At 73.4% G+C, this 20792-nt stretch carries 17 protein-coding genes; 7 read left to right on the top strand and 10 right to left on the bottom strand.

Annotated elements, in window-relative coordinates; all coding sequences use genetic code 11:
* Nucleotides 1–150: 150 nt before the first annotated feature.
* Nucleotides 151–951 carry a sugar phosphate isomerase/epimerase family protein gene (locus NI25_RS25195; protein ID WP_061444617.1) on the top strand — a complete coding sequence of 267 codons (801 nt, stop codon included), beginning with the start codon at nucleotides 151–153 and terminating at the stop codon, nucleotides 949–951.
* On the opposite strand, the gene NI25_RS25190 is transcribed toward NI25_RS25195, so the two are convergent.
* Together NI25_RS25190 and NI25_RS25185 are read right to left on the bottom strand one after the other, a co-directional pair.
* Entirely contained in the window at nucleotides 935–1615 is a 681-nt protein-coding gene (locus NI25_RS25190) for a GNAT family N-acetyltransferase (protein WP_061444616.1), read from the bottom strand. The genes NI25_RS25195 and NI25_RS25190 overlap by 17 nt on opposite strands.
* A complete protein-coding gene (locus NI25_RS25185; protein ID WP_061444615.1) occupies nucleotides 1612–2550 on the bottom strand; it encodes an EamA family transporter in 939 nt (312 codons plus the stop codon). Before NI25_RS25185 ends, NI25_RS25190 begins: the two co-directional genes overlap by 4 nt.
* Nucleotides 2551–2673: 123 nt before the next feature.
* Here NI25_RS25185 and NI25_RS25180 point away from each other — a divergent pair, with 123 nt between their 5' ends.
* The 3 genes from NI25_RS25180 to NI25_RS25170 all read left to right on the top strand — a co-directional run bounded on the left by NI25_RS25180 (nucleotide 2674) and on the right by NI25_RS25170 (nucleotide 7149).
* Nucleotides 2674–3612 (top strand): LysR family transcriptional regulator, encoded by a 939-nt coding sequence (locus tag NI25_RS25180; RefSeq protein WP_061444614.1) that lies wholly within the window; start codon nucleotides 2674–2676, stop codon nucleotides 3610–3612.
* A 192-nt stretch (nucleotides 3613–3804) separates the two neighbouring features.
* Nucleotides 3805–5652: a glycoside hydrolase family 3 protein gene (locus tag NI25_RS25175; protein ID WP_061444613.1), complete on the top strand. Its 1848-nt coding sequence runs from the start codon at nucleotides 3805–3807 to the stop codon at nucleotides 5650–5652.
* Between the two features lie 846 nt (nucleotides 5653–6498).
* Entirely contained in the window at nucleotides 6499–7149 is a 651-nt protein-coding gene (locus NI25_RS25170) for a hypothetical protein (RefSeq protein WP_061444612.1), read from the top strand.
* A 41-nt stretch (nucleotides 7150–7190) separates the two neighbouring features.
* On the opposite strand, the gene NI25_RS25165 is transcribed toward NI25_RS25170, so the two are convergent.
* The 4 genes from NI25_RS25165 to NI25_RS25150 form a co-directional block, all read right to left on the bottom strand.
* Nucleotides 7191–8615 (bottom strand): S28 family serine protease, encoded by a 1425-nt coding sequence (locus NI25_RS25165; protein ID WP_061444611.1) that lies wholly within the window; start codon nucleotides 8613–8615, stop codon nucleotides 7191–7193.
* A gap of 78 nt (nucleotides 8616–8693) precedes the next feature.
* Nucleotides 8694–9086, bottom strand: coding sequence for a hypothetical protein (locus tag NI25_RS25160; RefSeq protein WP_061444610.1), 393 nt, complete (start codon nucleotides 9084–9086; stop codon nucleotides 8694–8696).
* Between the two features lie 101 nt (nucleotides 9087–9187).
* Nucleotides 9188–12928, bottom strand: coding sequence for an ABC transporter ATP-binding protein (locus tag NI25_RS25155; RefSeq protein ID WP_061444609.1), 3741 nt, complete (start codon nucleotides 12926–12928; stop codon nucleotides 9188–9190).
* Between the two features lie 96 nt (nucleotides 12929–13024).
* The gene (locus NI25_RS25150; RefSeq protein WP_061444608.1) at nucleotides 13025–14023 is read right to left on the bottom strand and encodes an esterase-like activity of phytase family protein; all 999 of its coding nucleotides are present in this window, start codon (nucleotides 14021–14023) and stop codon (nucleotides 13025–13027) included.
* Nucleotides 14024–14113: 90 nt separating this feature from the next.
* Between NI25_RS25150 and NI25_RS25145 the strand changes: the two genes are divergently transcribed.
* Entirely contained in the window at nucleotides 14114–14485 is a 372-nt protein-coding gene (locus NI25_RS25145) for a hypothetical protein (RefSeq protein WP_061444607.1), read from the top strand.
* 126 nt (nucleotides 14486–14611) lie between these two features.
* On the top strand, nucleotides 14612–15436 hold the full coding sequence (locus NI25_RS25140) for an endonuclease I family protein (RefSeq protein ID WP_061444606.1): 825 nt from the start codon (nucleotides 14612–14614) through the stop codon (nucleotides 15434–15436).
* Nucleotides 15437–15440: 4 nt separating this feature from the next.
* Here NI25_RS25140 and NI25_RS25135 read toward each other — a convergent pair whose 3' ends face one another.
* From NI25_RS25135 to speB, 4 genes are all read right to left on the bottom strand, one after another.
* Nucleotides 15441–16067 carry a class F sortase gene (locus NI25_RS25135; RefSeq protein ID WP_061444605.1) on the bottom strand — a complete coding sequence of 209 codons (627 nt, stop codon included), beginning with the start codon at nucleotides 16065–16067 and terminating at the stop codon, nucleotides 15441–15443.
* A gap of 63 nt (nucleotides 16068–16130) precedes the next feature.
* The gene (locus NI25_RS25130) at nucleotides 16131–16991 is read right to left on the bottom strand and encodes a hypothetical protein (protein WP_148315153.1); all 861 of its coding nucleotides are present in this window, start codon (nucleotides 16989–16991) and stop codon (nucleotides 16131–16133) included.
* Between the two features lie 129 nt (nucleotides 16992–17120).
* Nucleotides 17121–18806: a thiamine pyrophosphate-binding protein gene (locus tag NI25_RS25125; protein ID WP_061444603.1), complete on the bottom strand. Its 1686-nt coding sequence runs from the start codon at nucleotides 18804–18806 to the stop codon at nucleotides 17121–17123.
* Nucleotides 18803–19774, bottom strand: a complete 972-nt coding sequence (gene speB / locus NI25_RS25120) for an agmatinase (RefSeq protein ID WP_061444602.1) — start codon at nucleotides 19772–19774, stop codon at nucleotides 18803–18805. Before speB ends, NI25_RS25125 begins: the two co-directional genes overlap by 4 nt.
* Nucleotides 19775–19983: 209 nt before the next feature.
* Here speB and NI25_RS25115 point away from each other — a divergent pair, with 209 nt between their 5' ends.
* Nucleotides 19984–20772, top strand: coding sequence for a phosphatase (locus NI25_RS25115; protein ID WP_061444601.1), 789 nt, complete (start codon nucleotides 19984–19986; stop codon nucleotides 20770–20772).
* Nucleotides 20773–20792: the final 20 nt, after the last annotated feature.

Below are 20792 nucleotides of genomic sequence, written 5' to 3'. Positions count from 1 at the left end.
GGCCCGCGCCGGTGCGGGCCCTGCCGGGGCTGCCGCCCCCAGCCCCCCGCTTGGGCCCTGAACGGGCCCCGTCCTCAAACGCCGGACGGGCTGAATTCACCCGCCCGCGTCGACAGGTAAAGCCGGTGATCGCGGGTACGCTCCGTGGGCATGAAGCTGGCGTTCTCCACCCTCGGTGTTCCCGGACTGCCCCTGAGCGACGTGCTGGGGCTCGCGACCGCGCACGGTTACCACGGCGTCGAGTTGCGCGCCCACCCGGAGGAGCCGGTCCACCCGGGCCTGGGCCCGGACGAACGGGCCGCGGTGGCGGCGCAGTTCAAGGCGGCGGGTGTCGAAGTGCTGGCGGTGGCGGGGTACGCGCGCATCGCCGCGCCCGGTGACGACGAGGCCGTGCTCGCCGAGATGCGGGGCCTGCTCGACCTCGCCCGCGACCTGGGCGCCCCGTACATCCGGGTCTTCCCCGGCGCCGGCACCGAGCAGAGCGCCGAGGAGGCCGACGCGGTGGCCGCGCGGCGCCTTGGCACGGCCGCCGAGTACGCCGCCGGGCTCGGCGTGCGCATCCTGCTGGAGACCCACGACTCGCACCGTACGGGCGCCGACGCGATGCGCGTGCTCGGGCTGGTGGGGCACCGGCAGGCCGGCGCCCTGTGGGACGTGATGCACACCTGGCTGGGCGGGGAGCAGCCCTCCGAGTCGTACGCGGCGCTCTCCCCGCACCTGGGCTACGTACAGGTCAAGGACATCGCCTCCGCCGAGGACACCACTCCGCTGGCGCTGGGCGCGGGAGTGCTGCCGCTCACCGAGGTGGTGGACGTGCTGTCCCGGCACGGGTGGGACGGCTGGCTGTGCTGGGAGTACGAGAAGCGGTGGTACGAGTCGGCCGCCCCGCTGCCCGAGCTGCTGGGGCAGGGGCGCGAGCACCTCGCCCGGCTGCTCACGGACGCGGCGTGAGCGAGGTCGGCGGCACCTCGGCGGACGGCGTCCACGCCGACCGTGCCCCCGCCGCGCGCACCCGGTCCTCCAGCCGCGCCCGGCATCCCGGCCACTCCGCCGCCGTGATCGAGTAGATCGCGGAGTCGCGCAGCCGGCCCTCCTCGCCCGGCACGAAGGAGCGGGACCAGTTGCGCAGCACGCCCTCGAAGCGGGCGCCGGTCTTCTCGATCGCGGCGCGGGAGCGCCGGTTGCGGGCGTCGGTCTTCAGGTCCACGCGGGACACGCCCCAGACCTCGAAGGCGTGCCGGAACAGCAGCAGCTTGGCCTCGGCGTTGACGCCCGTGCCCTGGGTGGACCGGGCCAGCCAGGTGAAGCCGACCTCGACGGCGTCGAGCGCGTCGTCGGTGCGCCAGGAGCGGGGTTCCCAGTAGGCGGTGGCGCCGACCGCGCGGCCGGTGGCCAGGGACACCTGGGCGTAGGGCGCGAGGCGTCCGGTGGCCGCCGTGGCCAGGTGGTCGTCGATGTAGGCGCCGACCTCGTCGGGGCCCGGGACCGACGTGAAGTCGTAGGTGCCGCGGTCCTCCCGCGCCGCCGCCGCCAGGTCGGACGCGTGCCGGTGGTCCAGCGGCTCCAGTCGTACCAGCGCGCCTTCGAGGACCGGGCCCTTCAGTGCGAATGTCACCCGACGGATTCTTCAGCCGGTGCGGGGGCCCGTCCAGCGAATTGCGGGGAGGTGCGGACGGCCGCCTCCGGTGTGCGCCCGCGGGCGGGGGTGAGCGTCGTCAGCGCCACTCCGCCCACCAGCAGGGCCGCCGCGCACCAGCGCAGGGGGGTCACCGACTCGCCGAGGAAGAGGGCCGCCGACGACATGCCGAAGACCGGGACCAGGAGCGAGAACGGCGCGACCGTCGAGGCGGGGTGACGGCGCAGCAGCCAGCCCCAGGCGCCGAAGCCGAAGACGGTGGAGACCCAGGCGACGAAGAGGATCGTGCCCGTCCCCTGCCAGTCCAGGGCGCGCAGGGCCGCGAGGTCCTCGGCGGGGCCCTCGGTGAGCAGGGAGAGGGCCAGCAGGGGCAGCACGGGGACGGTGGAGACCCACACCATGAAGTTCAGCGCGTCGGGCGGGGACGCCCGGCGGGTCAGGACGTTGGACACGCCCCATGCCGCCGCCGCGCCGACCACCATCAGGAACGCGCCCAGCGGTCCCGAGGTGCCTTCGTCGATGGCCGCCACACCGATGCCGGCCAGCGCGACCAGCATGCCCAGGGCCTGGACGCGGGAGGGACGTTCGCGCAGGACCGCGGCGGCGATCACCGCGGTGAACACCGCCTGGATCTGCAGCACGAGGGAGGACAGTCCGGCCGGCATGCCCGCGTCCATGCCCACGAAGACCAGGCCGAACTTCGCCACGCCGAGGACCAGTCCCACCGCCGCGATCCACTTCCAGGCCACCTTCGGGCGGCCCACCAGGAAGACGGCGGGCAGCGCGGCCGCCAGGAAGCGCAGGGCGGAGAAGAGGAGCGGCGGGAAGTGGCCGAGGCCGATCTCGATGACCGTGAAGTTCACGCCCCAGACGGCGGCGACGAGCACGGCGAGGAAGAGGTGGGAAGGTCGCATGCGTCGAGGATCCGCCGGGACGACCGTGTAGCACCAGCGATGATTACTGCATGGTTGGATGAAGCATTGCTGTTGATTGGTTCCACCCGCCGCCCCTCCGTCCGTTCCCCGGGAGCCGCCGTCATGCTCGACCTCCAGCGCCTGCGCGCCCTGCACGCCGTGTCCGTGCACGGGACGGTCGGGGCGGCCGCCGCCGCGCTCGGTTTCACCCCGTCCGCCGTGTCGCAGCAGATCGCCAAGCTGGAGCGGGAGACCCGGACGGTGCTGCTCGAGCGGGAGGGGCGCGGGGTGCGGCTCACCGACGACGCGTGGCAACTCGTCGGCGTGGCAGGTGAGTTGCTGGCCATCGTGGAGCGGGCGGAGACCCGGCTGGAGGAACGGCGTGGGGTGCCGTCGGGGCGGCTGACGATCGCCGCGTTCGCTTCGGCGGCACGTGGCCTGCTGCCGTCCGTCCTGGCCGACCTGGCGGTACGCCACCCCGCGCTCGACACGCGGCTCACCGAGGTCGACCCGCACCTGTCCGTGGACCTGGTCGCCAAGGGGGCGGTCGATCTGGTGGTGGCGCACGACTGGGACATCGCCCCGCTGCCGGCGCCGGCCGGGGTGGAGCAGGCGCGGATCGGGGAGGACCTGTGCGACCTGCTGGTGCCCGAGGGCCACCGCCTCGCGGGCCGGAGCGCGGTACGGCGGTCGGAGCTGGGCGGGGAGCGGTGGATCTGCCAGCCGCCCGGGCGGGTGTGCCACGACTGGCTGCTGCGCACGCTGCGGGGCGCCGGGCACGAACCGGACATCGTCCACCAGGCGGACGAGAACCCGACGCTCGTCGCGCTGGTCGCCGCCGGTCTCGGCGTCGCCCTCATCCCTCGGCTGGGGCGCGGTCCCCTGCCCGCCGGGGTGGTGGAGGTGCCGCTCGACCCGATGCCGGTACGGCGGCTGTACGCCCTGTGGCGCACCGGCGCGGCGCGCCGTCCGGCCATCGCGGAAGCGGTCCGCACGCTGCGGGCCCACTGGCCGGACGCCTCGGCCCACGCCGCTCCCGCGGCAGTGGCCGGCTCAGCCTGAGCCAGGCCGCCCCGGCATCCCCGGCCGTCGGCTCCGCCCGGCCGACGTCCCGTCACCGGCCCGGCCCCGGCGGGTTGGAGCAAGCGCCTTCTCAGCGCTCGGCCTCTGTGCGGTCCCTTGACTGGCAGAAACTTCCCGGATATTGGTGACTCCTTGGCAGTTTCCTTCACCAGCTCTCCGGAAGGAGCGCACGTGCACCACAGCAGCACGGCCGGCACGGGAAGCACCGCACAGCCCTCCAGACGTACCGTCCTCACCGCCACCGCGGTCGTCACCGCGGCCCTCGCGGCCGGGAGCGGCACGGCGTACGCCGACGCCCGCAGGCCCGACGACGACAAGCTCCGCGCGCTCATCTCCCGGATGACGCTGGAGGAGAAGGTCGGCCAGCTCTTCGTCATGCGGGTCTACGGACACTCCGCCACCGACCCCGACCAGGCCGACATCGACGCCAACCTCGAGGAGATCGGCGTCCGCACCGCGGCCGAGCTGATCGCCCGTTACCGGGTCGGCGGCATCATCTACTTCGCCTGGGCGCACAACACCCGCGACCCGTACCAGATCGCCGATCTGTCCAACGGCATCCAGAAGGCGTCCCTGGAGCAGCCGCGCGGCCTGCCCGTGCTGATCTCCACCGACCAGGAGCACGGCATAGTGGCCCGCGTGGGCGAGCCCGCCACCCTCTTCCCGGGCGCGATGGCCGTCGGGGCGGGCGGGTCGCGCTCCGACGCCCGTACCCTCGGCCGGATCGCGGGCGCCGAGCTGAACGCCCTGGGCATCCGCCAGGACTACTCCCCCGTGGCCGACGTGAACGTCAACCCGGCCAACCCCGTCATCGGCGTGCGGTCCTTCGGCGCCGACCCGGAGGCCGTCGCGGAGCTGGTGGCCGCCGAGGTGACGGGGTATCAGCGGTCCGGCGTGGCCGCGTGCGCCAAGCACTTCCCCGGGCACGGCGACACCGCCACCGACAGCCACACCGGCTTCCCGGTCATCACGCACAGCCGTCAGGAGTGGGAGGAGCTGGACGCGCCGCCCTTCCGCGCGGCGATCGAGGCCGGCATCGACGCGATCATGACCGCCCACCTGATGGTCCCCGCGCTCGACGACTCCGGCGATCCGGCCACCCTCTCCCGCCCCATCCTCACCGGCATCCTGCGCGAGGAGCTGGGTTACGACGGGGTCGTGGTCACCGACTCCCTCGGCATGCAGGGTGTGCGGACCAAGTACGGGGACGCGCGGGTGCCGGTGCTGGCGCTGAAGGCCGGTGTCGACCAGCTGCTCAACCCGCCGGACCTGCCGCTCGCCTGGAACGCCGTGCTGACGGCCGTGAAGGACGGCGAACTGACCGAGGCGCGGCTCGACGAATCGATCCTGCGCGTGCTGCGGCTGAAAGCCAAACTGGGCCTGTTCCGGGACGCGTACACCAGCCGCCGGGACGTCGACCGGACCGTCGGCACCCGGGCGCACCTGGCCGCGGCCGACCGGATCGCCGAGCGGACCACCACGCTGCTGGTCAACGAGGGGCACCTGTTGCCGCTGTCGCGCCGCGAGCACCGCAAGCTGCTGGTGGTGGGCGCCGACCCGGCCTCGCCGTCGGGCACGACCGGGCCGCCCACCGGTGTCCTCGCGGGCGCGCTCACGGAACTGGGCTTCACGGCCACCGCCCTGTCCACCGGCACCGCGCCCTCCGCCGCCGTGATCGACCGCGCCGTCGCGGCGGCCGGGGACGCCGACGCGGTGGTCGTGGCCACGTACAACGTGACCGCGGGCAGCAGCCAGCGGACCCTGGTCACCCGGCTGCTGGAGACCGGGAAGCCGGTCGTCGCGGTCGCCGTCCGCAATCCGTACGACGTCGCCCAGCTCCCCGGCGTCCCCGCCTTCCTCGCCGCCTACTCCTGGACCGACGTGGAGGTGCGGGCAGCGGCCCGCGTGATCGCCGGACGGGCACGGCCGCGCGGGAAGCTGCCGGTGCCGGTGGTACGCGCGGACGATCCGGACACGGTGCTCCTCCCGCTCGGGCACGGGCTCACCTACCGGTCGTAGCGCGGGGCACGGTCGGGCCGTTGGCGCGGATCGCGGCCCGCCGGTAACCCGGGTCGCGGTCCGGTTGTAGTCCGGGGCGCGGTCCGGCCGTAACCCGGGGCGCGGTCCGCCGGTAACCCGGATCGCGTTCCGGTCTTGGTCCGGGGCGCGGTCCGGCCGTGGCCCGGGGCGCGGCCCGCCGGTAACCCGGATGGTGGTCTGGCCGTGACCCGGGGCGCGGCCCGCCGGCAACCCGGATCGCGGTCCGGTCGTAGTCCGGGGCGCGGTCTGGCCGTGACCCGGGGCGCGGCCCGCCGGTAACCCGGATCGCGGTCCGCCGGTGACCCGGGTCGCGGTCCGGGTCGCGGTCGGGCCGTTAGTGCGGATCGCGGCCCGCCGGCAACCCGGATCGCGGTCTGGCCGTGACCCAAGGCGCGGCCCGCCGGTAACCCGGATCGCGGTCTGGCCGTGACCCAAGGCGCGGCCCGCCGGTAACCCGGGGCGCGGTCCGCCGGTAACCCGGGGCGCGGTCCGGCCGTGGCCCGGGGCGCGGTCCGGCCGTTGGCGTGGACCGCGGCCCGCCGGCAACCCGGATCGTGGCCCGCCGTGGCCCGCGGCGCGGCCCGGCCGTGGCCCGGGGCGCGGTCCGGCCGTTGGCGCGGATCGCGGCCCGCCGGTAACCCGGATCGCGGTCCAGTCGTGGTCCGGGGCGCGGTCCGCCGGGGACCCGGGGAGCGGTCCGGCCGTAGCGCGGTTTGCGACACGCGCCGGGGGCGCCCCCGTGCCCCGTGCGCAAAGCCTCCCGCGCGTCTGGTGTGCGCCCGTCCCGGCGGGCCACGCTGGACCGGGGATCGCAGGGGGGCGGCGATGCGGGAGCGAGGGGCTGCCGGAGCGCTGTGCGCGCTGTCGGCGACGCTGGTGGCCGCGGTACTGACCGGGTGTCACGGGCCGTCGGACGGCCCGGCGGGCACGGGAGCCGGCGGGGAGCGACCGGGGTCGGCGGCGGACTCCGCCGAGGTGCGGCCGTCCGGATACGGGGCGGTGTTCCTGGCGGTCGGCGAGTGCAGTTCGTTCGGCACGGCCGACCCGACCGAGGTGCCCTGCGACAGCGAGCGGGCGGCGGCCCGCGTGGTCGCCCGGGAGGGCGGCCGCGCGAGCGGCGGACCGCCGTGCCCGGCCACCACCGACTTCGTCCTGCACATCAGCGAGCGGCGCCCGGCCGCCGACGAGGACGGCGACGGCGCCGTGCCCCTGGGGTACGCCTGCATGCGCAAGCTGCGGCCGCCGCACCCCGGCGACCCGGGCGGCGGAGGCGGCCCGCGCACCGTCGTCGGCGACTGCGTACGCGACCTCGGCGGCGGCAGGGTCCGCGAGACCGCGTGCGACGCCGAGGGCGAGCGCGCGCCTCGGTTCAAGGTGGTCGAGGCGGTCGCCGTCCGGGCGGACTGCCCCGCCTCGACCGGTCTGTACGTCCGGCTCGGCGGCGCGCACCCGGTGGGCTGTGCCCGGCCGCTGTGAAGGCGGCGGCCGGGCACGTCACCGTGCCGGAGGAGACGCCGCTACGGGCGCAGCGCCGGCTCGCGCTCGACGTCCCGCTTGTCGAGCCTCGCGTCGAACGCCGCCAGCGGCTTGGCCGCCGCCGGGTTCTCCCGGACCTTGGCCGGGGCGACGCCTGCCCAGTCCAGGATGCGGGCGGTGGCGAGCGCCTTCTGGTCCGGCACCAGGCCGGCCACGTTCGCCCCATGGTTCATGCCGGGCGCGGTCATGACGTAGGAGTCGCGCGCGCCGTGGCCGAGCCGGAACGGCTCGGCACCCCACGGGTCGTTCTCGCCGTACACGAACAGCATGTGCCGGGCGTTGTGCCGCACCCACGTGTCGACGTCCCGCATCGCCCACGGCTCGAACTTCATCGGGATGGAGCGGGGCACGAAGTTGCGCGGCGGCTGGTAGCCGTACCGGATGTACTTCTTCTCGATGTGCGGGAAGTGGATCGTCGGGGCGCCCAGCTGCGTGCCCGCCTGGTAGTAGTACGGCGTGTAGGTCTCGAGACCCTGGTCGGTGTAGGCGAAGAAGCCCGAGATGGTGTTGACGGAGTCCCAGATCGCCTCGTCGGTGGCGTGCTTCGCGTCGGCCGGGATGTCCGCGCAGTCGGCGAGGGTGCTGTACTGCCAGAAGCCCCACACGTAGTCGAGGACGACGGCCTCGTAGGCGCGGTCGAGGCTGCCGATGGTGTCGAAGGTGTAGCCGTTCTCGGCCGCGTACGCCGCGTACTTCTTCTCCAGCGGCGCCCGGCGCACCAGCGCCTCGCGCTGCACGCCGTTGAGCTTGTCGCGGCACTCCTCGGTGCCGACGCGGGCGAAGAAGCGGTCGTAGGCCGAGTCCTCCTTGTTCACCACGTCGTTGGGGGCGACGTAGGCGACGACGCCGTCCATGTCGCGCGGGTAGAAGCGCTCGTAGTAGGTGGCGGTCATGCCGCCCTTGGAGCCGCCGGTGGAGATCCAGTTCTCGGAGTAGACCGGCTTCAACGCCTCGAAGATGCGGTGCTGGTCGCTGGCGGCCTGCCAGATGTCCAGCTTGGTCCAGTCGGCCGGGGCGGGCCGGGACGGCGTGAAGTAGCGGTACTCCATGGAGACCTGGTTGCCGTCCACGATCTGGGTCGGCTCGCGCCGGCTGGGGTTCGTGGAGACGTTGTAGCCGCCGGTGTAGAAGACCGTCGGCCGGTTCACGTCCTTGTGCAGCACGGTGATCCGCTGCTGGAACGTGCCCTTGGACGGGTGCCGGTGGTCCACCGGCTGGGTGTAGTTGAGGACGAAGAAGCGGTAGCCGGTGTACGGCTTCTCCTCGATCAGGCTCATGCCCGGTATGGACAGCAGCCGGGCCTTGATGTCGCCGGCCTTCGGCTCGGCGGCGGTGGCCGCGCCCGCCGTGCTGACGGTGCCTATGAGCACCACGAGCGCCAGCAGCCATCTGAGCGCCTTGCGCATGCACCCTCCCTGTGAAACGGATGTCCGCCGGAAGCTATCGGAGCAACTCCCGCGAACACCAGGGCTCGGGCACCGCGGTCAGCAGAGGATCCAGCCCGAACTCACCGAACTCCCCGACACCTTGCCGGTCACCCACACGCAGCGCTTCCCGGCGTGCACGGTCACCGGCCCGGCGCGGTGGGCGAACCGGCCCGAGTCCACGACCGCACGGCCGCCCCGGGGCCGCACGCTCACGGACATCTGCCGCTTCGTGCCCGGCTTCTTCGGGACGGTGACGGCGCAGACGTAACCGCCGCGTTTGTGGACGAGGACGGATCCGGTGGCGAAGTGGAGGGTGCGCACCTTGCGGCCGGGGCATCCCGTGGCGGCGTGCGCCTGCTGCGGCAGCGCGACGGTGAGCAGCGCGGCGGCGCTCAGCACGGCCGTGCCGAGCGCCAGCCGACGGCGAGTTGCGGCACCGTCCCGGCCCACTGCGATCCCCCTCCGTGACGTGATCACTGACGACAGCACGATCACTGGCGACGTACGGGTGTACGGACGCAGGACAGGTGTCGCACGGTTGCGCGAGCGCGTCAGCGCGTCGCGCCGACCGGCTCCTCCGGTTCGGACGCGCCGACGAAGGTGCGCCACAGCCGCGCGTACCGTCCGCCGAGGGCCAGCAGTTCGTCGTGCGTGCCGTCCTCGGCGACCCGGCCGCCGTCCATGACGACGACGCGGTCCGCGCGGGCGGCCGTGGTCAGCCGGTGCGCGACCACCAGCGTCGTACGGCGTCCCGCTATGCGGTCGGTGGCCTGGTTGACCTGAGCCTCGGTGGCCAGGTCCAGGGCGGCCGTGGCCTCGTCGAGGAGCAGGACGTCGGGGTCGACCAGCTCGGCGCGGGCCAGCGCGATCAACTGCCGCTGTCCGGCGGAGAGGTTGCGTCCCCGCTCGGCGACCTCGTGCAGGTAGCCGCCCTTGAGCGTGGCGATCATCTCGTGCGCGCCGACCGCCCGCGCCGCCGCCTCCACCTCGGCGTCGGTGGCGTCCGGACGGCCGTAGGCGATGGCGTCCCGGACGGTGCCCGGGAAGAGGTACGCCTCCTGCGGGACGACTCCGAGCCGGTGCCGGTAGGAGGTGAGGTCGAGGGTGCGCAGGTCCCGTCCGTCGACGGTGACCCGGCCGCCGGTCGGGTCGTAGAACCGGGCCACCAGCTTCACCAGCGTCGACTTGCCGGCGCCGGTCTCGCCGACGAAGGCGACGGTCTGTCCGGCGGGGATGCGCAGGTCGATGCCGGTGAGGGCCGCCTCCCCCTCGTCGGCACCCCCGTACCGGAAGTGCACGTCCTCGAAGGCGATCTCGCCGCGCAGCGAGGCGACCTCGGCGGGCTTGTCGGCGGCCCGGGTCGAGGTGGGCTCGCGCAGCAGTTCCTGGATGCGGCCCAGCGAGACGGACGCCTGCTGGTAGCCGTCGAAGACCTGGGAGAGCTGCTGGACCGGGGCGAAGAACAGGTCGATGTAGAGCAGGTACGCCACCAGCGCGCCGGTCGTCAGCGTGGCGTCGTCGATCCGCGCGCCGCCCACGACCAGCACGGCCGCGGCGGCGGCCGAGGACAGCAGCTGCACGAACGGGAAGTAGATCGAGATCAGCCACTGTCCGCGGATGCGGGCCTGCCGGTAGCTGTCGCTGCGCTCGGCGAACCGCCGCCCGCCGTCCCGCTCGCGCCGGAAGGCCTGCACGATCCTGAGGCCCGCCACCGACTCCTGGAGGTCGGCGTTGACCGTGGACACCCGCTCGCGGGCCAGTTCGTAGGCCTTCACGCTGGCCCGGCGGAAGAAGTACGTGGCGACGATCAGCGGCGGCAGGGTCGCGAAGACGATCAGCGCGAGCTCCACGTCGATCACGAGCAGGGCGACCATGATGCCGAAGAAGGTGACGACGGAGACGAAGGCGGTGACGAGTCCGGTCTGCAGGAACGTCGACAGCGCGTCCACGTCGGTCGTCATCCGGGTCATGATCCGGCCGGTCAGCTCGCGCTCGTAGTAGTCGAGGCCGAGCCGCTGGAGCTGGGCGAAGATCTTCAGGCGGAGCGAGTAGAGGATCCGCTCGCCGGTCCGGCCGGTCATGCGGATCTCACCGGTCTGGGCGGCCCACTGGGCGAGTACGGCGAGCAGTCCGAGCAGCGAGGACGCCCACACCGCGCCGAGGGCGGCCCGGGTGACGCCGTCGTCGATGCCGTCGCGGATCAGCACCGGCAGCAGCAGGCCCATGCCCGCGTCCACGGCCACCAGGGCGAGGCTGATCAGCAGCGGGGTGCGGAAGCCGCGCAGGAGGCGTCGCAGGCCGTACGAGGACTCGGGGCGCACCGCCGCCGTCTCGTCGATGCCCGGGGTGTCGTTCGCCGGGGGCAGCGCGTCGACCTGGGCGAGCAGCTCCGGGGTGGCCGGGGTGCCGGCGAGCGCGGTGTCCTTGGGCGCGCGGTCGCCGGTCCACAGCCGGGGCGTGACCCCGCGCTCGGCGTCGAACTCGGCGTCCAGCTCGTCCCGTACGGAGGTGTCCTCGGTCTGCTCGGCGGGGCGTGCGTGGCCCGGCGAGACGCCGCCCAGCTCGTCGGGGTCGGTGAGCAGGCGCCGGTAGAGGGCGGAGCGCTCCTGGAGCTCCTCGTGCGTGCCGAGGTCGGCGAGGCGGCCCCGGTCGAGGACGGCGATGCGGTCGGCGAGGCCGAGGGTGGAGCGGCGGTGGGCGATGAGGAGCGTGGTGCGGCCCCGCATGACCTGCTTGAGCGCCTCGTGGATCTCGTGCTCCACGCGGGCGTCCACGGCGGACGTGGCGTCGTCGAGGACCAGCAGGCGGGGGTCGGTGAGGATCGCCCGGGCGAGCGCGACGCGCTGGCGCTGGCCGCCGGAGAGGGTCAGCCCGTGCTCGCCGACGGTCGTGTCGTAGCCGTCGGGCAGCTCGGTGATGAACCCGTGGGCCTGCGCGGCCCGGGCGGCGGCCTCGATCTCCTCGTCGGTGGCGTCCGGGCGGCCGTAGGCGATGTTGGCGCGGACGGTGTCGGAGAAGAGGAAGGAGTCCTCGGGCACCAGGCCGACGGCGGCCCGCAGCGAGTCGAGGGTCAGCTCGCGCACGTCGTGGCCACCGACCAGGACGGCGCCGCGCGTCACGTCGTAGAAGCGCGGCAGGAGCAGCGAGACGGTGGACTTGCCGGAACCGGAGGAACCGACGACGGCGAGGGTCTCACCGGCGCGGATCTCGAAGGAGAGGCCGTCGAGCACGGGCCGCGGCTCCCCGTCGGCCGTGCCGTAGCCGAAGGCGACGTCGTCGAACTCGACGGTCGCGGGCGCGTCGGCCGGGAGGGTCTTGGTGCCGTCCTCGATGGACGGCTCGGTGTCGATCAGCTCCAGGACGCGCTCGGTGCCGGCGCGGGCCTGCTGGCCGACGGTGAGCACCATGGCCAGCATCCGGACCGGGCCGACCAGCTGCGCGAGGTAGGTGGAGAAGGCGACGAAGGTGCCCAGGGTGATGTGCCCGCGGACGGCCAGCCAGCCGCCGAGGGCGAGCATGGCGACCTGTCCGAGCGCGGGGACGGCCTGGAGGGCCGGGGTGTAGGTGGCGTTCAGCTTGATGGTGCGCAGCCGCCCCGCGAAGAGCTTGCGCCCGACCTCGCGGAGCTTGCCGGTCTCCTGTTCCTCCTGTCCGAAGCCCTTCACCACGCGGACGCCGCTCACCGAGCCGTCGACCACTCCGGCGACGGCGGCGGCCTGGGCTTGCGCGTACCAGGTGGCGGGGTGCAGCCGGGTGCGGCTGCGGCGGGCGATGAGCCACAGGGCGGGGGCGACGGCCAGCGCGACCAGGGTGAGGGGCAGGGACAGCCACGCCATGATCACCAGGGAGATCAGGAAGAGCAGGACGTTCCCGATGGTCATCGGAAGCATGAACAGCAGGCCCTGGATCAGCTGGAGGTCGCTGGTCGCCCGCCCGACCACCTGCCCCGTGGACAGCTCGTCCTGCCGTCTGCCGTCGAGCCGGGTGATCGTCCCGTACATGTCGGTGCGCAGGTCGTGCTGGACGTCGAGGGCGAGCCGGCCGCCGTAGTAGCGGCGGATGTAGGTCAGGGCGTAGACGGCCAGCGCGGCGCCGACGAGCAGACCGGCCCACACGGCCATGTCCCTCGTCTTGGCGCCGATCACGTCGTCGATGATCACCTTGGTGATCAGGGGGACGAAGGCCATGACGGCCATGCCGCCCAGCGAGGCCCCGAGGGCGAGAACGACGTCCTTGGGATACCGCCAGGCGTACCCCGCCAGTCGTCGTACCCAGCCCCGTTGCGCGTCCACGCCGTGCCCTCCGGTCGTCCTGCTCACCTGATCTACCGGAAGGCACCAACACGGGCGAGCGGGGATTTCATCCCGCCGCAACGATCGGCCGGGTGGTCAGGCGCGTACGCGGAGCCCGAGGAAGCGGCTGGTCTGGACGTCGTTCTGGTTGTCGTCGCTGACGACGAGGACCTCCAGGCGGCCTCCGGAGCGGCCGGTCACCGCCATCCCCTCGAAGTTGTCGAGGAGCGGGTTGGGCTGCGGCTGCTCGGCGGTGGCGCCGAGGGTGGGGCAGTCGGCGAGGTCGGCGAGGAGCCGCTTGCGCAGCGCGGTGCCGTGGCCGGGCCGGTCGGCCAGATGGAGGCGGATCGTGTTGCCGACGCCGGCGGTGAAGCCGCGCTCCAGGACGAGGAGGCGGCCGTCGGGGGTCGCGGTGACCTCGGAGACGCCGAGGCCGGGGTCGGTCCGGTAGGCGTACTGCACACCCGGCCGGAAGTCGCCGTGCCGGGTCCGCTGCCACGTCTGGAAACGGACCAGGTCGGCCGGGTCGCCGTCGAGCGGGTACTCCATCGAGGCGAGCAGGGTCCGTCCGCCGGGCAGGAGCGTCAGCCCCTCGAAGCTGCCGTTGGCCCTCGCCCGGCCCTCGGGAGCGGTGCGCAGCTCGTCGGGCACGGGCAGACGGCCGAGCAGTTCGCCGGTGCGCGAGTAGCGGCGGACGGACGGCTCTGTCTCGGAGGAGACGAGGTAGGTGCCGTCCCGGTCGACGACCAGCCCCTCGGAGTCGAGGGCGGCGCCCTTCTCGTCGGCGAGCGGGATCACGGCGCGCGGCTCGAGGGTGCGCGCGTCCAGCCGGAAGAGGGCGGAGCGGTCGGAGAGAGCGGCCAGCGCGCCGCGCCGGTCGGGGGCGAGGGCGGAGAGGTTCCCGACGTAAGTGCCCTCGTACGTCGTCTTGTCGAGGGCGTCGGAGTAGCCGGTCGGGGAGACGGCGGGCGAGCAGGCCTGCCGGGGAGGCCTGTCGTGCGCGGCGGCGGCCGGTCCGGCGGCGACGAGGCAGCCGGCCGCCGCGAGGCCCGCGGTGAGGGCGGCGAGGGAGGTGCGGAGCATTCTCGGACGCATGGCCGAAACCATAGGCGGGAGGAATGGCCAAGAGTTGGCCGTTTCGCGAAGGGCGGGGTTCGACGGCGTACCGGTGGCAAGTATTCAGCCATGCCGGAGCAGAACGAGAGCGGCCACAAGCTGGCCGGTCGGCTGTACGCGACGATGCGGGTGCTGAAGTCCCTCACCGAGCCTTCCGGGCCGAAGCCGGCCGGCGACGAGGAACTCACGGGGCAGGACAGTCCGAGGGAACGCGTCCAGGCCCTGAAGCTGGATCTCTTCAACGACCTGGTGGCCACCGTCCAGAAGGGACGGCACGCGAAGGCGGTCGACGAGATGTTCCGCGCGATGCCCGCCCTGGTGCCCAGGCAGAGCGTCGCCTTCGACAAGAACCTCGGCGAGCGAGGGCTGGCCGAATTCAACGCCGGCTACCGCGCCCAGCTGGCCGACCTCAAGGAGGCCTTCCCCGAACTGGTTGAGTGACGGCGGACCGGTCACGGCGCGCGACGTCGTCACGCAATCGACACCGTCCGTACACCCCACCTCCTACATGTCCATGTCACGCTCGATCTACCGCAGGACTCCACACGCGTAGATCGGACACCCCACATGCTCGCGATACGCACCCGCCGCCGGAAGGCGGCGGCCCTCGCCGCGGCCGCCGCACTGGCCGCGGTCGCCGCCCCCTCACTGGCCGCGACCCCGGCCACGGCGACGACCGCATCGGCGGCCACCACGGCATCGGACTACGACTCGACCTACTACAAGGACGCGATCGGGAAGACGGGCGACAGCCTCAAGGCCGCCCTGCACACCATCATCAGCGACCAGACGAAGCTGTCGTACTCGGCGGTCTGGGACGCCCTCAAGGCCACCGACGAGGACCCGGACAACAGCGGGAACGTGATCCTGCTCTACTCGGGCGTCTCCCGCAGCAAGTCGCTCAACGGCGGCGACACCGGCGACTGGAACCGCGAGCACGTGTGGGCCAAGTCCCACGGCGACTTCGGCACCTCGACCGGGCCCGGCACGGACATCCACCACCTGCGCCCCTCGGACGTCCGGGTCAACAGCGTCCGGGGCAACAAGGACTTCGACAACGGTGGCAGCGCGGTCAGCGGGGGCGGCGGCAGCCTCACCGACTCCGACTCCTTCGAACCCCGCGACGCCGTCAAGGGCGACGTGGCCCGCATGATCTTCTACATGGCGGTCCGCTACGAGGGCGGCGACGGCTTCGCCGACCTGGAGGCCAACGACCGGGTCGACAACGGCAGCAACCCGTACATCGGCAAGCTCTCCGTGCTGAAGGCGTGGAACGACGAGGACCCGCCGGACGCCTTCGAGGAGCGGCGCAACCAGGTCATCTACGACGAGTACCAGCACAACCGCAACCCGTTCGTCGACCACCCGGAGTGGGTGGAGTCGATCTGGTAGGCGGTCAGCCCAGGAGGTCGGCGTAGACGATGATGTTGTCCGGGCGGTGGCCGTCGGTGATCTCGCCGCCGCAGGTGATCAGGCGCAGCTCGGGACGGTCGGTCCTGCCGTAGACCTTGTCGGTGGGGAACGCGTCCTTGCCGACCTGTTCCAGCGCGGTGACGGCGAAGACCGCCCGGGTGCCGTCCTCGCGGGCCACGTCGATCGTGTCGCCGGGCCTGATCTTCCCCACGTTCCGCATGACCGCCGGGCCGTTCACGGTGTCGAAGTGGCCCACGAGGACGGCCGGCCCGGTCTCACCGGGAGTGACGCCGTTCTCGTACCAGCCGATGCGGTCGGCCTGCGGCACGGAGGGGACCTCGATGGTGCCGTCGTCGTTCAGTCCGAGCCGGAGCAGGGGTGCGGTGTCGACCCCGGCGGCGGGGATGGCGACCCGCACCGGCACGGAGGCGGGCATCGCGGCCGGTGCGGTCGTCCCGCTCGACGCGGGCGTGCCGGGCGCGGTGGCGGACGGGGTGATGTGCGGGGGCGGGGTGGCCGCGTGCCCGTCCGCCCCGCAGCCGGCGAGTGCGGCGGCGAAGGGCAGGACGAGCAGGGCTGCGGCCACTCGGCGTCCGGCGGTCAGGTGCATGGTCGGGTCTCCTGACGGCCCTGGTCCGGCGGGCCGGACCAGGGTGGGGGGTGGTGGCTCGCTTCAGCGCGCGGCGGCCGGCCGGCGGCGGCGCAGAGCCACGAAGGCCAGACCGGCGGCACCGGCGGCCGCGGCGGCTCCGCCGATCGCCACGTACGACGAGTCCCCGCCGTCCGAAGCCTCGTAGCCCGCCGCGACGCCGCCCTTGGGAACCACGGACGTCTGGACGGTGCCGCCCCGCCCCGACGCGCCCGGCTGCGCCGCCCGGCCCGAGTCGTCGGTCGGGTACGTGAAGTCGCACCCCTCCGGCAGGCTGGGGAACGAGGTGACCGACGCCGGGTGGCCGCCGCCCTCCATGTTCGTCCGCAACTGCGGGTGGCTGCTGTCGGGCCGGAGGATCTCGGCGAGGAAGCCGGCGCTCGCGGGCAGCTTCGGGTGCGTGCGGTCCAGGGACAGACCCGGCAGGTAGCCGTCCTCGCCCGAGCCCTTGAAGCGGACGGACGGGCCGGCCGGGCCGATCGTCAGGACCGCGGCGGTGCCGGCGCCTATGTTCTGGGTCTTCGTCGCCACGCAGCGCACGGGCGTCACCGGACCCTGCCCGTCCGAGCCGGCGTCCGTGACGGAGGGCGTCGGGGTCGGGGAGGTCACGGGCGTCACCGGGCCCTGGCCGCCGTCCGTGACGGAGGGCGTCGGAGTCGGGGAGGTCACCGGCGTCACCGGGCCCTGGCCCGGGGAGCCGCCGTCGGTGACGGAGGGCGTCGGAGTCGGCGTCGGGGAGGGGGCGGCGACGGCGGTCATCGCGGAGCCCAGGACCATGCCGGTCACCGCGACGGCGCCGGCGGCCCCGCGCAGCACGCGCCGGCGAGGGGAGGAGACGGCGGACGGAGAAGAAGCGACAAAAACGGGCGCAACGGTCTTCTTCAAGGAAGTGCAACCTTTCAGGTCGACATGATTCCTTGACGCTATAAATCGCCTACGGGTGGAACCGTGTGCTCCGCGTCACAGCACTGTCACAGGACACGCCCGGCTCCTCCACGGCTTTGTGACGCGTCGTCACTCCAGGTGCGTCGGCGCGAACATCCGCAGGACGGCCGGGAGGACGACCACCGAGGGGCCCGGTGCGGCGAGGGCCTTCGCGAGGTCGGCCGCCAGGGTCTGCGGGGACGTCCGCACGCCCGGCACCCCGAACGACTCGGCCAGCGCCACGTAGTCGGGACGGGTCAGTTCCGTCGCCGTCGGCGCGCCGAAGGCGTCGGTCATGTACTCGCGCAGGATGCCGTAGCCGCCGTCGTCGACGATCAGCCAGGTGACGTTCAGGTCGTACTGGCGGGCGGTGGCCAGCTCGGCGACGGAGTACAGGGCGCCGCCGTCACCGGAGACCGCCAGCACCGGGTGGGTGGGGTCGGCGACCGCGGCTCCCAGGGCGGCCGGGAAGCCGTAGCCGAGGCCGCCGGCGCCCTGGGCGGAGTGCATGGTGTTCGGGGCCTTGGCGTCGAAGGCCGACCACGCCCAGTAGGCCAGGATCGTCATGTCCCAGAAGGACGGGGCGCCGGGCGGGAGGGCTTCGCGGACGGCGGCCAGGACGTCCTGCTCCAGGGTGAGTTCCTGCGCCGCGATGCGGTCGCGGACCTTGTCCAGTACCGCGCGGACCCGCTCCGGAGCACGCGGGTCGGTGCGCTCCCCCACCGTCTCCAGCAGCGCCTGGAGGGCGAGGCGGGCGTCGGCGTGGATGCCGAGGGCCGGGTGGTTGGACTCCAGCTTGCCGAGGTCGGCCTCGATCTGGATCATCCGGCCGCGGGGCTTGAACGTGTGGTAGTTCGAGGAGAGTTCACCGAGGCCCGAGCCGACGACCAGGAGTACGTCGGCGTCCTCCAGGAAGTCCGTGGTGTGGCGGTCCTCCAGCCAGGACTGGAGGGACAGGGGGTGCGTCCAGGGGAAGGCGCCCTTGCCGCCGAAGGTCGTGACGACGGGGGCCTGGAGGCGTTCCGCGAGCTGCCGGAGCTTCTTCGAGGCGTCGGCCCGGACGACGCCGCCGCCCGCGACGATCGCGGGGCGCTCCGCGCGGGTCAGCAGGTCGGCGGCGACCGCCGTCAGTTCGGGGCGCGGGGGCAGTTCCTCGGGGAAGGTGTCGCCGCCGGTCACGACCGGGATCCGCGTCTCGGCCAGCAGGACGTCCTGCGGGATCTCCACCCACACGGGGCCGTGCGGGACGGTCAGTGCCGACGTCCACGCCTCGGCGATCGCGGACGGGATCTGGGACTGGGTGCGGACCGTGTGGACGGACTTCACCACGCCGCGGAAGGACGCGGCCTGGTCGGGGAGTTCGTGCAGGTAGCCGTGGCGTCCGCCGCCGAGGCCGGCCGTCGGGACCTGGCTGCTGACGGCCAGGACGGGGGCGGAGGCCGCCCGTGCCTCCTGGAGCGCGGCCAGGGAGGTGAGGGCTCCCGGACCGGTGGACAGGAGCAGCGGGGCGGCCTCGCCGGTGACGCGGCCGTACGCGTCGGCGGCGAAGCCGGCGTTGTTCTCCACCCGCAGGCCGATGTAGCGCAGGTCGGAGCGGCGGAGGGCGTCGAACATGCCGAGGGCGTGCTGGCCGGGCAGACCGAAGACGGTGGTCGCGCCGAGCCCGGCCAGACTCTCCACGACCAGGTCTCCGCCGTTGCGGCCGGGAGGCGGGTTCAGCGCGACCTCCGCTTGCGCGGCGGTCGGACGGAGTACCAGGTCGTGGTCGTGGGTCACTTCGCCGCCTTCTCCCGGGCGATCTGGCGGGACATGATCGTCGTCAGTTCGTACGCGGTGTGGGAGGCCGCGACCGAGGTGATCTCCGCGTGGTCGTAGGCCGGGGCGACCTCGACGACGTCGGCCGACACCAGGTTGCAGGACGCCAGGCCGCGCAGGATCTCCAGCAGCTCGCGGGAGGTCATGCCGCCGGCCTCGGGGGTGCCGGTGCCGGGGGCGTGGGCGGGGTCCAGGCAGTCGATGTCGATGGAGATGTACAGCGGGCGGTCCCCGATGCGCTGCCTGAGCTGGTCGGCGACCTCGTCGGCGCCGCGGCGGTAGACGTCGGCGGAGGTGACGATGCCGAAGCCCATCTTCTCGTCGTCGGTGAGGTCCTTCTTGCCGTACAGCGGGCCGCGGGTGCCCACGTGGGAGAGGGCGGAGGTGTCGAGGATGCCCTCCTCGACGGCGCGGCGGAAGGGGGTGCCGTGCGTGTACTCGGCGCCGAAGTAGGTGTCCCAGGTGTCCAGGTGGGCGTCGAAGTGGAGCAGGGCGACCGGGCCGTGCTTCTTGGCGACCGAGCGCAGCAGCGGCAGGGCGATGGTGTGGTCCCCGCCCAGGGTCATCAGGCGGGCGCCGGTGCCGAGGAGGTCGTCGGCGGCGGCCTCCACGGTCTCGACGGCCTCGTTGATGTTGAAGGGGTTGACGGCTATGTCGCCGCCGTCGGCGACCTGGGCGAGGGCGAAGGGGGAGGCGTCCTGGGCCGGGTTGTAGGGGCGCAGCAGACGGGAGGCCTCGCGGATGGCGTTGCCGCCGAAGCGGGCGCCGGGCCGGTAGGAGACGCCCGAGTCGAACGGCACGCCCACGACGGCGACGTCGGCGGTGCCGACCTCGTCGAGACGGGGCAGCCGGGCGAAGGTCGCTGGGCCCGCGTAGCGCGGGATCCGGGAGGAGTCGACGGGGCCGCGGGGCGTCTCGTTGCTGCTCATGCACTGCCTTCCTTCTTACGCTTCGTCGCGTATGTACTACTGCTGTCCGACTGTACTGGTGAGCGAGGCAGCCGGTCGTCGCAGACTAGATGGCCGAAATGGCGCTGCGACATGTACATTCCGTCCACTCGCGCCCCGGGGACTGGAGGAATCGGCTATCCCGCCGGGACCGACTGCTGCCCGGCCCCGTGCTGCCTCACAATGGAGCCATGCCGATACCCGGGACACCCAGCCGCGCCGAACTCGCCGAGCACCTCGTCAGAACCCGTATCGCGGGCGACGTCGCCACTCCCCGCGAGAACAACCTCTCCCACTACCGGAAGCTGGCCAACGGCGACCGGGGCTTCTGGCTCGGTCTGGAGCTGGGCGACCGCTGGAGCGACGAGCAGGACGTGCTCGCGGTGATGGCGGAGCGGGTCGGCGTCAACGACGACCCCGAGCACCGGTACGGCCAGGACACCATCGATCCCGAGCTGACCCTTTCGGCGCTGGAGCGGACGGCGGGGCGGCTGCGCAAGGCGGCCGACGGCGGGCAGCGGGTGCTGTTCGCGACCGGCCACCCCGGCGGACTGCTCGACGTGCACCGCGCCACGGCCGCCGCGCTGCGGGACGCGGGCTGCGAGATCGTCGTGATCCCGGAGGGGCTGACCACGGAGGAGGGGTACGTGCAGCAGTTCGCGGACGTGTCCGTGCTGGAGCACGGGGCCTCGCTGTGGCACACCCACTCGGGCGAACCGATGAAGGCCATCCTGACCGGCCTGGAGCGGGAGGGCCGCCCACTGCCGGACCTGGTGGTCGCCGACCACGGCTGGGCCGGGTACGCCGCCCAGCACGGCGTGGACTCGGTCGGCTACGCGGACTGCAACGACCCGGCGCTCTTCCTCGCCGAGTCCGAGGGCACCCTCCAGGTGGCGGTGCCGCTGGACGACCACGTCGTCAGCCCGCGCTACTACGACCCGATGACGGCGTACCTGCTGACGGAGGCCGGGCTGAAGTAGCCCGCGCCCCTGCGGCTGGG

The sequence above is a fragment of the Streptomyces sp. CCM_MD2014 genome (assembly GCF_000772045.1).
Lineage (GTDB): Bacteria > Actinomycetota > Actinomycetes > Streptomycetales > Streptomycetaceae > Streptomyces > Streptomyces salinarius.
This window is presented reverse-complemented; position numbering and strand designations above follow the sequence as displayed.